The 11,800-nt window shown below is 35.4% G+C and carries 7 protein-coding genes; 3 read left to right on the top strand and 4 right to left on the bottom strand.

Going from position 1 to position 11,800, the window contains the following annotated elements:
- Positions 1-111: 111 nt before the first annotated feature.
- Together purE and A9D35_RS07785 are read right to left on the bottom strand one after the other, a co-directional pair.
- Positions 112-591, bottom strand: a complete 480-nt coding sequence (gene purE, locus A9D35_RS07790; RefSeq protein WP_066221253.1) for a 5-(carboxyamino)imidazole ribonucleotide mutase — start codon at positions 589-591, stop codon at positions 112-114.
- A gap of 147 nt (positions 592-738) precedes the next feature.
- On the bottom strand, positions 739-1,893 hold the full coding sequence (locus tag A9D35_RS07785) for a 5-(carboxyamino)imidazole ribonucleotide synthase (protein WP_066221250.1): 1,155 nt from the start codon (positions 1,891-1,893) through the stop codon (positions 739-741).
- Between the two features lie 160 nt (positions 1,894-2,053).
- Here A9D35_RS07785 and A9D35_RS18360 point away from each other — a divergent pair, with 160 nt between their 5' ends.
- Complete coding sequence (locus A9D35_RS18360) at positions 2,054-3,163, top strand: adenylate kinase (protein ID WP_083191655.1); 1,110 nt, start codon at positions 2,054-2,056, stop codon at positions 3,161-3,163.
- A gap of 61 nt (positions 3,164-3,224) precedes the next feature.
- Positions 3,225-4,220, top strand: coding sequence for a GTPase ObgE (gene obgE / locus A9D35_RS07775; protein WP_066221248.1), 996 nt, complete (start codon positions 3,225-3,227; stop codon positions 4,218-4,220).
- Positions 4,221-4,460: 240 nt separating this feature from the next.
- Here the strand turns inward: obgE and A9D35_RS19820 are convergent, their stop codons facing one another.
- A complete protein-coding gene (locus tag A9D35_RS19820) occupies positions 4,461-4,583 on the bottom strand; it encodes a T9SS type A sorting domain-containing protein (protein WP_501161663.1) in 123 nt (40 codons plus the stop codon).
- A 115-nt stretch (positions 4,584-4,698) separates the two neighbouring features.
- Between A9D35_RS19820 and A9D35_RS07770 the strand changes: the two genes are divergently transcribed.
- Positions 4,699-5,424 (top strand): SDR family oxidoreductase, encoded by a 726-nt coding sequence (locus A9D35_RS07770; RefSeq protein ID WP_066221245.1) that lies wholly within the window; start codon positions 4,699-4,701, stop codon positions 5,422-5,424.
- 103 nt (positions 5,425-5,527) lie between these two features.
- Here A9D35_RS07770 and A9D35_RS07765 read toward each other — a convergent pair whose 3' ends face one another.
- Positions 5,528-11,728, bottom strand: a complete 6,201-nt coding sequence (locus tag A9D35_RS07765; protein WP_066225928.1) for an alpha-2-macroglobulin family protein — start codon at positions 11,726-11,728, stop codon at positions 5,528-5,530.
- Positions 11,729-11,800 lie beyond the last annotated feature (72 nt).

Raw genomic sequence — 11,800 nt, 5'->3', positions numbered from 1 at the left:
AGGAATTGTTATATCTTTGCAAAGATTTTTTTCATATAAGAGCTGGTTACTCTGAAAAAATTTATTGATTAATAGCGATAAAAGCCTCGATACTTCGAGGCTTTTTTGGTTTTATAAGCTTTTGGCCGATTCCATTACAGCTTGCTTTAGCCCTTCTTTATATTCCAAGATTTTATCTAAAACCGAGCGGTCTGAGCTTCCTATAATTTGTGCGGCTAGAATACCAGCATTTTTTGCTCCATTAAGTGCAACTGTAGCAACAGGAACACCACCAGGCATTTGTAAAATAGATAATACAGAATCCCATCCATCTATAGAATTGCTACTCTTTACAGGCACGCCAATTACCGGAAGTGGCGATAATGAGGCAATCATACCTGGTAAATGTGCTGCACCACCAGCTCCAGCAACAATAACTTGTATACCTCTAGTGTGCGCGTTTTTTCCGTAGTCGAATAATTTTTCTGGAGTTCGATGTGCCGAAACGATATCTACTTCAACCTCTATATTAAATGTTTTTAAGATGTCTATAGCATCTTGCATAACAGGAAGGTCACTTTTACTTCCCATAATTACGCCTACTTTATTCATAATATATGTTTTATGCATTATCTATATGTAATGCGTTTTAAATTTTTAATGTATACCCATTTTTGACCCTAATTATATACGAATTAGTTTGAGTATGATCTCGACTTCGTTTGATTTGACAAAAGCATAATTAAAAGTCTATCGTGTCTATTCGGTAATAACTTGAATAGAATTTTTTACGTTTTCTGCTATTTTTCTGGCTTCAACGATATCTTCATTTACAATCGTAACATGCCCCATTTTTCTAAACGGACGGGTTTGTTTTTTACCATAAATGTGTGGTGTAACACCATCCATTGCCATAATGGTTTCAATGTTTTTGTACACTACATCTCCGGTATGACCTTCGGCACCAACCAAATTCACCATAATACCGTTTAATTTATTCGCGGTATTTCCTAATGGTAAATTTAAAACCGCTCTAACATGTTGCTCGAACTGAGAGGTAAAACTTGCCTCTATAGTTTGATGACCAGAATTATGAGGTCTTGGTGCCACTTCGTTAATCATAATCTCATCGTCTTGAGTCTGAAACATTTCGACAGCTAATAAACCAACATGATTAAATGCTTGAGCAGCTTTTAAGGCAACATCTGTAGCTTTTTTAGCAATGTCGTCATCAATACGTGCTGGACAAATTACATATTCTACTTGGTTGGCTTCAGGATGAAATTCCATTTCTACCACCGGATAGGTTTTAACCTCACCAGATACATTGCGGGCTACAATTACAGATAATTCATTTTTAAACGGAATTAAGGTCTCTGCAATACACTCTACATTTGGTAAGTGTTCTAAATCTTTTGTTTCGCGAACAATTTTTACGCCAGTACCGTCGTAACCAAACTGAGCACTTTTCCATACAAACGGAAGTTCTAATCCGCCGTTAGAAATGGCATCTTCAATTTCAACCGTATACGCAAACCTTGAAAATGGTGCTGTTGGTAATTTATGATCGACATAAAACAATTTTTGAGTTGCTTTATTCTGAATGGTACGTAAAGTTTTAGATGAAGGATATACGTGTATGCCCGATTTTTCTAAATCTTCAAGCGCATTTACATTTACATTTTCAATTTCAATCGTTAAGACATCCACTTGTTTTCCGAAGTTAAAAACAGTATCGTAATCCATTAAATCTCCTAAATGAAATTCGTTACTACCAACTTTACAAGGCGCTTCTTCACTAGGGTCTAAGACACAGGTGTAAATATCGAATTTACGGGTTTCGGTAAGAACCATTTTACCTAATTGTCCACCACCCAGTATTCCTAATTTGAAATTTGAAGAAAAATAATTCATTATATTGCTGTTTTACTTGTGTTTTAAACCATGCAAAAATACATTTTAATATGAAATTTATTCTAATTTTAAGAATCAATACTATGAAACCTTTTTCTAAATTAGATTATAGGTCTCAATTGATTATCTTTGCCAAGAATTAACAAAAACCGGTTATTTTATGATTAAACTTCACGATAAATATTTTAAGCCATTTGTATCGGCTAAAGAAATAGACGAAGCCTTACAACGTATGGTAGATCAAATCGCTGTAGATTTTGCAGATGAAATCCCTGTTTTTGTTGGAATTTTAAATGGATCGTTTATGATAGTGAGCGATTTTGTTAAAAAATATCCAAATCCTTGCGAAGTCACTTTTATAAAGTTAGCATCTTATGAAGGGGTAAAATCTACTGAAGATATTCAGCGTTTAATAGGTTTAACCCAAGACTTAACGGGCCGATCGGTTATTATTTTAGAAGATATTATTGATTCTGGAAGAACCTTGGCAGAAGTACATCGCATTTTTAAAAATGAAAACGTAAAATCTTTAAGTATAGCCACACTCTTCTTTAAACCAACGGCTTATAAACGCGACTTTAAACTGCATTATGTGGGGATAGAAATTCCAGACAAGTTTATTGTGGGTTACGGTTTAGATTATGATGGATTAGGAAGAGATTTACCAGAAGTATATCAAATTAAAACCACTCAACATATGACAAATTTAGTCCTATTTGGACCTCCAGGTGCTGGAAAAGGAACACAAGCAAACTTCTTAAAAGAAAAATATAACCTAGTACATATCTCTACAGGAGATGTATTTAGATACAACATAAAAAACGAAACCGCTTTAGGGATGTTAGCAAAATCTTACATGGATAAAGGGGAATTGGTACCAGATAAGGTGACCATAGATATGTTAAATGCAGAAGTTGAAAAGAACGCCAAAGCAAACGGATTTATTTTTGATGGTTTCCCGCGAACAAATGCACAAGCAGCCGCTTTACAAGAATTAATGCAAAGCAAAGATTCTGAAATCAACGCTATGATTGCCTTAGAAGTAGAAGATAAAATTTTAATAGAACGCTTGTTAGAACGCGGTAAAACTAGTGGGCGTTCAGACGATGCAGATGAATCTATTATCGCAAATCGTATAAAAGAATACTATTCTAAAACAGCTATTTTGAAAGACTATTATTCTGAACAGGATAAGTATTTTGGAGTAGACGGGGTAGGTTCTATCGAAGAGATTACAGAGCGTTTAAGTGCTGTAATCGATAAATTGTAATTGCAATTTATCAAGAATTATATAACATTTTAAAAACTTCATTTTAGAGGTTCAAATAATTATGACTGAAGGAAATTTTGTAGACTACGTAAAAATTCATTTAACATCTGGTAATGGTGGTAAAGGATCTACGCATCTACATCGTGAGAAGTATATCACAAAAGGAGGTCCCGATGGGGGAGATGGTGGTCGTGGAGGTCATGTTATTGTAAGAGGTAACGATAATTTATGGACACTTTTTCATTTAAAGTTTCAACGCCATTTAAGAGCAGGACATGGCGAACACGGTAGTAGTGGTCGTAGTTCTGGTGCAGATGGTGAAGATGTGTATTTAGATGTACCTCTAGGAACCGTTATACGGGATACAGAAACCAACGATGTAATTTTCGAAATTACAGAAAATGGTGAAGAACGTATTATCTGTCAAGGTGGTATGGGTGGTCGTGGTAACTGGCATTTTAAAAGTGCTACAAACCAAACCCCACGCTATGCACAACCTGGAACACCTTTAGAGGAAAAGCATGTAACTTTAGAGTTGAAATTGCTTGCCGATGTAGGTTTAGTTGGATTTCCGAATGCTGGAAAATCAACGTTATTATCGGTGATAACCTCTGCAAAACCTAAGATTGCAGATTATGAATTTACAACTTTAAAGCCAAATTTAGGAATTGTAAAATATCGCGATTTCCAAACTTTCGTAATGGCAGATATTCCGGGTATTATTGAAGGTGCTGCAGAAGGTAAAGGCTTAGGGTATTACTTTTTACGACATATAGAGCGTAACTCTACTTTATTGTTTTTAATTCCTGCAGATGCTGAAGATATTAGCAAACAATACGAAATCTTATTAGATGAATTACGTCGCTACAATCCTGAAATGTTAGATAAGGATCGACTTATTGCTATTTCGAAATGCGATATGTTAGATGATGAATTACAAGCCGAATTAAAGGCTGAATTGGATGCTACATTACCTATAGATTATATTTTTATTTCGGCAGTAGCACAACAAGGAATTACAGAATTAAAAGATAAACTTTGGAAGATGTTAAACTAAATTTTTCAAAGTAAGCAATTTAAAAAGCTGTCTAAAAAGCAATAAAATCCGTCATTCTGAGTTTGTTTCAGAATCTCATCACATCGAAAACGAATTATGTGAGAACCTGAATCAAGTTCAGGTTGACGAAAATATTACTTTTCGGACAGCTTTTTTTATGTATTCAAAAGACTAAACTCAATAAATCGCTCTTACTTCGCTACACGGTCTTGTAACTATGAATTAGAGATAGATTATACTTTAATTCACAATTAGTTTTTTATTACCCATCAAAATGTTATTCGCAAAAAATGATGCGATATACACACCTTGGCTTAAGTGGCTGATATCAATTTGAGTTTGGTCAGGATTAGTAATTTCTATCGTTTGTATTTTATATTTATTTGATTACATTAAGTTGTTGTAAAAATGTATTAGAAAATGAAATTTCTAAGGATTTTGAAGAACAAGTAGTATCGATTAAATTAAAAATGACAAAATGGATAAATTACAAGATAAAGTAGCGTTAATTACTGGAGGAACTAAAGGAATAGGATTTGGAATAGCAGAATGTTTAATGGCTGAAGGCATACATGTCGCAATTACGGGAAGACAGGAATCTGCCGCTCTAGAAGCTGCAGAAAAACTTAATTCAGATTCCAAAACAGGAGCGAAGGCTATCGGCCTAGAAGCCGATGTTCGCAATTATGATAGTCAGAAACAGGCCGTGAACAAGGTTTTAGATACATTTGGCCAATTGGATATTGTTGTCGCCAATGCTGGAATTGGGCATTTCGCCTCTATAGAAGATCTAGAACCGCAACAATGGCAGGACACTATAGATACTAATCTTACGGGTGCATTTTATTCTATTAAAGCCAGTGTAGAGGCACTTAAAAAAAGTAAGGGATATTATATTACGATTTCTAGTTTGGCGGGAGCAAATTTCTTTGCAAACGGATCTGCCTATAATGCAAGTAAGTTTGGAGTGACTGGATTTACTCAGGCCGTTATGCTCGATTTACGTCAATATGGCGTTAAAGTAAGTACTATTATGCCTGGATCGGTATCTACCTATTTTAATGGTAAAACGCCAGATAGTAGCAGTGATTGGAAAATTCAAAGCGAAGATATTGGTGAGTTAGTGGTCGATTTATTGAAAATGAACCCGAGAACCTTACCGAGTAAAATAGAGGTTAGACCTACAATGCCGCCAAGCAAGTAGAACCTGTATTAAAATTACGATAAAAGCCATCTTAACACGGATGGATTTTATTGTAATATTAAAACTCATTTCGCCAGGGTATTTCAACTTAAAATTAAGATGATTAATTGGTAGATTGGATTCTTATACCTTCACTATGACTACTAAATTCTGGAGCATACATGCTTTGTATCGTGGTAATACCGTTACTCATATTACCTGCGTTATTTACTCGTAAATCATATTCAAATACAAAAATCCCTTTTGGTAAATTGTCGAAAAAGAAATTTGTAGCCGCATCTCTAGTGCTTTGATAATACGCCAAACCATCTTGGTACTTGTAGCCAGATAACACATCTACGGGTTCTAATCCAGAGGCCCGCATATCTTTCATATGAATGAATTCCATAGGACGATCAGATTTTAGGGTGATACGTACACGAATTAAATCTCCAACTTTTAATGTGGTTTCTGGATTCACTTCGGTTAAGATTTCACCAGTATCTGTATTCGATTTTTTAAATAACTTTTTGGTTAATTGTAACGGGGTTTCTGCTGAGGTTATCGCATCTAAATCTTCGAAATATTGCCAGTATAAACTTCCCCAAGCCATATTTTTATTTGAATTATTCAAGGTGATTTCGGCTAAATCTGAAGTGATTTCATTTGCTTTCCAAGTGGTTTTAAAATAGCCTGTTCCGGCTTCGATTGCGGCGTCTTGTAGTTTGGCCTTAGGGATAGGTTTTCCGCCTACACTAATATCCAAAGCATCAGAAATTGATAACCAATCGGAGCCTTTCAGTAAAATGGCATATACAGCATCGGTAGTCGATTTTGTAGTAGACCAACGGTTGGTTTGTTTTTGTTTTAAAAGCCATTTGGTTAAATTATCGATGGTGTTGGTGTCGTTTTCTAGTTCTGAAAAGACCTCAATTAAAAGCGATTGGGTTTCTATTGGGGCTTGATGCCAATACCAAGAAGCGGTATTCGATTTCCAATACATCCCTAATTCGTCACTGGTTATACTGTTTTCTTTTAAAGATTTTAAAATAGCAGTAGCAGTTTTGGTGTCACCAGAACGCTGAGCAATTAAAGCCATTAGGCCTTTGTCGTATAAGGATTTTTTGGTCCAATAGCTTTTAATTTGTGATAGGTAATAGGCCTGTATTTTTTTAAGCGCTTCGGAAGGTTGTTCTTCGGTATAAAAACTTCTCATATACAAGTAGTGTAATTGCATACTAGTTAAATGATCGGCATTTAAATCTGGTTTTTCATTACGTTTTGTAATTGCTTGGTAGCTGGCTATAAATTCTTGATCGGCGTATTTTAGCGCTTGCTTAAGCATCTTGGTAGCTGGTTTTATAGATAGGCCTAAATGTTGTAAATGACCAAAGCCCGTAAGGATGTGTTGCGTAATAAATCGGTTGTCTCTACCGCCAGCAAACCAAGGCCAAGCACCAGAACCTAATTGATTACTTTCCAGTTTTTGAAGCGTGGCTTGCATTTTAGCACTCATCGTATTTAAATCGAACAACAACCCGATACGTTTCTTTTGCTCCGTTTCGCTTTGTGCATCCCGTAACCAAGGTGTTTCTTCAATAAGAATCGATTTTAAATCTTCGTTTTTCTCTAAATTACTTAGCAGGGTTTCTTTAGTTGCCCAGTGTTTAAAAACCTCCTGAATTCTAGGAGTGCTCGTTGTTATATGGCTGGCTAAAGCATTGGCATAATATCTTGAAAATATTTGCTCGTTACAATCGTAAGGATATTCCATAACATACGGTAAAGCTTGCACGGCATACCAAGCCGGATTGGAGGTCATTTCTAAAGTCAGTTGATGATGGCTTAAGGTTTTGGAATTGCTTTGTTTTAAATTGTCGAGCGTAAATGTTCGCGATTCGTTTGCGTTAACCCATAACGGTAAACTTTCGGTAACTAAAGTTCGATTGGATAATACTGGTAAACTATTTTGTTCACCATCGCTAAAATCACCAGCTTTTGCTATAATTTTATATTGCACAGCGTCTACAGTTTCTGGAATTTTAAGACGCCAAGAAACCTGTGTGTTATTATTTTTATCGACAGTAAAATGTTTTACAGCTTCAGTATTTTCTAAATTAATGTCGATAGATTTATTGGTAACGGCATCAAAAAGTTGTAAAATGGCTTCTCCTTCTAAGGTGTTGTCAGATAGATTTACAATTTTACTACTAATGATGATGTCATCGCCGTGACGTAGAAAACGGGGCACATTGGGTTGTACCATTAATTCTTTTTGGGTAACTGTAGTAAGGGTTTTTACAGCACTATTCATACTCGTGGAATGTGCTAATAGTTGCAATTTCCATTGTGTCAAAGCTTCTGGGGATGTAAAACTAAAACTGACATCACCAGCGCTATTAGTTTGTAACTGCGGAAAGAAAAAAGCCGTTTCTTTTAGGTTCGTTCTTGTTTTTACATCTTGAAAAGTTGAACCATTTTTAGTTGTTATTAAAACAACGCCGTATAATGCTTTGCGCCCGTAAAGCGCCATAGCTTCCTGAGGTTTTAGTACTTCAAGACTTAAAATATCTTCTTTATTTACGGTATTTACTTCAGATGCTACTCCATCAATTATAAATAAAGGTGTGTTTTTGCCTGATAATGAATTCACCCCACGAATAGGAACACTAACGTCTTCTGCAACCTCTTCCATTACAGTTTCTTCTATTTCAACATTATCTTCAACGATTGAAATAACTTCTGATGAAGGCGGTGGCGACACGGCCATACTAGCACGTTTTTGACTTAAATATTGACGATTAATCCACTGGTTACCATTAAAATTAAAACCAAACCAATTTATTGCATCGTACAATTGCGGTGTTACTTGTATTTGTTCGGGGTTATAATTAAAGTGTATATAATGATTACCAAAAGATGAATTTGCTCTCCAATTATTATAAGAACCATATCGCGGCTGAGAAATAGCATATAGGTTCCAACTGTGTCTGTAAAACTCATCTAAAGAGGCGTCGTACATACTTGCTAAGACTTCACTGCTTAGTTTCTCCCCTCGGGGGCCAGAAATATTAAACTCCCAAGTTTCTTGAGTTCCAGGTTGTAGATTATCTCTAAATGTTTTGGTGGTAATGCGTAAGTCCGTTTCTGGATAGGGTACTGTAATAAGCTCGGTTCCCGATTTAAAACTATTGAAAGCGGCATAGCTGTAATGAACGGCAAAGCCACCTAAATCGTTTTGTGAGACAGGAATAGTAATTGTTTTTTTATTCTGGTTTAAAGTCACAGTATGACGTGCATAAACTTCATAATTTTTTTCTACTTCAACTGTAACCACTAAGTGTTTGGCTGCAGAACTTAAAGTTAACGCGACTACATCGTCTGGCTGGTACTCTGATTTATCCGTCTGAATTTGAAATAATCCATGGTCTGCAACGGTAGTGTCGTCTGGACTAAATAACTCGAAAGTTGTACTTGTTGTAATGTGTTCCGATTGGGCTGTAGTACTTTCAAAGATGGCGATATATTGTCCTGAACCCCATGACTTTATGTTTTGTAAATTCAGCTTTTTAATATCTGCTGTGTTTACAGTTCTTTCAAAAACTAGTTTTCCTTTTGTCCAGTTATTAAGGTCGTCTTCATTACTATAAGCATCGTATGGAAATGCGGATTTGAAAGTGTCTTTATCTATAATTTGATAATCGGGAGCTTCCCAAGGACGTGTTCTTAATACATTGTTCGGACCTTGTAGTTTATAAATTTTCATACTGCCTTTAACGGGAACAAATTCACCATTTAAATTCATGGTTTGTATACCTATGGTGTGGTCTTTCTCGGTTTTGTTTAATTTGTTTTCAATCTCTAAACGTGCTTTGGTGGTGTGGTAACCTACAGAAACTAGGGTAGACGAAGAACGTGTTTCTCCGTTAATATCGGTGATATCTGTAGTAACTTCATAATTAAAAATTGGGAACGCTGATTTATCAATAGCTTCGTCAGCAAGAGCTTCAAATGTAAAACTAAAATCACCATTGCTATCTGTAGTTAGTTGACCATGTGTTATTTCTTGTGCCTCATTGTAATAATACGGTCGTGTTCGGGAATACCAGTTTGGGAATTCTGTCTTGCGTGTTACACGATAAACAACCTTTGCTCCAGAAATACTACTAGCCGAAAACGCTAAAGCTTTTCCTGAAATAGTAACAGAATCATTAATTTTATAAGTTTCTGTTACAGGGTTGAAAGTCGTTTTAAATGTCGGACGTTTGTATTCTTCAACATTAAAATAGGCTCGCGAATTAAGTTTTTTTTCGCTATTTGCACTACTAACTTCAATATAATATTCACCATTTAATCCGGTATTGGGTAGAATAAAGTCGCCGTGAATAGACCCAAAGTCATTTGTTTTTAAAGTCAGTGTTTTTACGTTCTCACGATTAACGTTATATAAGGATATCTCAAGGTCCTGTTGTGTTAACACGGCATTGTTATCTGCTGTGGTCTGCATTGCGATAGCCTTAAAATAGACTGTTTGCCCAGGCCGATATAGGCTTCGGTCTGTAAATAAAAATGATTTGTAGGTGATCTCAGGGTTATCTGTATTCCTTTTGTGATAATACCACAGCTGAAAATTATCGAAATATGCCTTGTCGTTTGTACTGTTAATGGCTAAATTTAAACGAACGTATTGGCTTTTAGTCGTTTTCGGAATCCGAATATTGCCGTAACTATCGGTTAGGTTTCGCTCTGTTTTCGTTTTGTTGTCATTATAATGGTAAGTTGTAATGACTTCTGTATTTGTAATAGGTTGGCCTGTATTTCTATTTATAATTTGAAACACTAGATGTTTGTCGTTATCCTTTTTTACCAAAGCCATATTAGAGACCTGAAACGTCGTGTAGCCTGTTGTTCCCGATTTGGGGTCTATAGCCGCAATAAAGTAGATGCCATTGTCTAAGGCAGGAACTATAACTTCGGTAGTGTGAGTTTGGAAGTCTCCTTCGCTCTTTAATTGTGCGCTCCAAGTTTTGCTATATTTTAAAGTAGCTGCAAAACTGTCTTTCTCTTTTTGGCTGTATAATTGTCTAAAATCTAACTTAGATTTATGTGATAGTTTAGTCACTTTAAATTCAAGAACGGCTGTGTTTTTATATGTGATTAACAAACGAGATTTTGCTTGAATAGGTAAAGCAGATTCTGTGGTGATTCTAACCTCTGGCTGTAAGATTTCCGACTTTAAATTTAATGCCCGTTTTGCTATACGCGTTTCAGGAAAAGCTGTGTTAATTTGGTTGCATAATGCAACAGCGTCTTTTAACTTCCAACGTAGTTCCGTTGAGGTTTTATTAAAATATTGGTCGCCTTGAATTTTATACATTCTAGCACGCTCTAAATCGTAGCTCGCAGATTCTGGGCTGTTCTTGTAGCGTGAGCTTTCGTTTTGTAAGGCATCAATTAAAAATTCTTCTGAGTCTTTAAAAACAGCTTTGTCTTTTACAAATAATAAACGTTCAATGTCTGTTGAAACTAAAGCTGCGGTATTCTCTGTTTGTAGATGAAAGCAAATGAGATCTTGATAAATTTTTAATGCCTGAAACTCTAATGAAGCCGTGTCTTTGGTTTGAAGTTTTAATTGTGAAAATGTTTTAGAATCACATAAAAGTCCAGGGTCATTTATTTCAAATTTATAAGCAGGTTTTGTAATGTTTCGTTCGGTGCTTTTATAGAATTTTAAAGCTTCATGACTTAGTAAATCGTAAAGTGTTGGTCGGTACAGTTTTGAGTCTTTTTGTTCTAATAATATATCTGAATAGGCATCTATTGGTGTTTGTTTTAAGACCGTTTCATTGGCTAAACTATTTTGAAAATGTAACTGAATTTCATTAAAAAGCGTTTGTAAATCCCAGGTTCTAAAATCGGTTTCCGTAACTTTCGAAGCAGTTTTAGTACGCTTATAAAACTGATAGCGGTTTTGCTTAAAGTAATCCCAATATAAATTGGCCAAAATACTTTCTAAAATATTTTTTGTGGGCGCTTGGCTTTTGGAAATTTCAACTTTAAAATTGTTTATAATACTAAGTTGCGCATCTACCTCGAGTACTAAAGCGAATTTACTTTTATACAACATCGCCTTAATATGTTGCGGTTGATTGTTGGTTTTAAGGGCGATTTTATCTATTTGTTCTACTTTATTTAAGGCAGATTTTGGTAAATCGGCGAGTTCTAAAACTTCAACTTGCGACCATAATGAATCTAAATTTGGTTGCTGAGCCCAAACAACAGTGGTTATTAAAAGCGAGAAAAACAGGGCGATGTTGGGTTTCATATTTGAGGTTGTCATTTATTGAAGATTGCATTTAATGGTTTTTTGACATCAAAAACAATTCCGCTATTATTT

Source organism: Formosa haliotis (assembly GCF_001685485.1).
GTDB lineage: Bacteria > Bacteroidota > Bacteroidia > Flavobacteriales > Flavobacteriaceae > Formosa > Formosa haliotis.
Note: the sequence above shows the minus strand (reverse complement) of the source record. Positions and strands in the feature narration are given on the sequence as shown.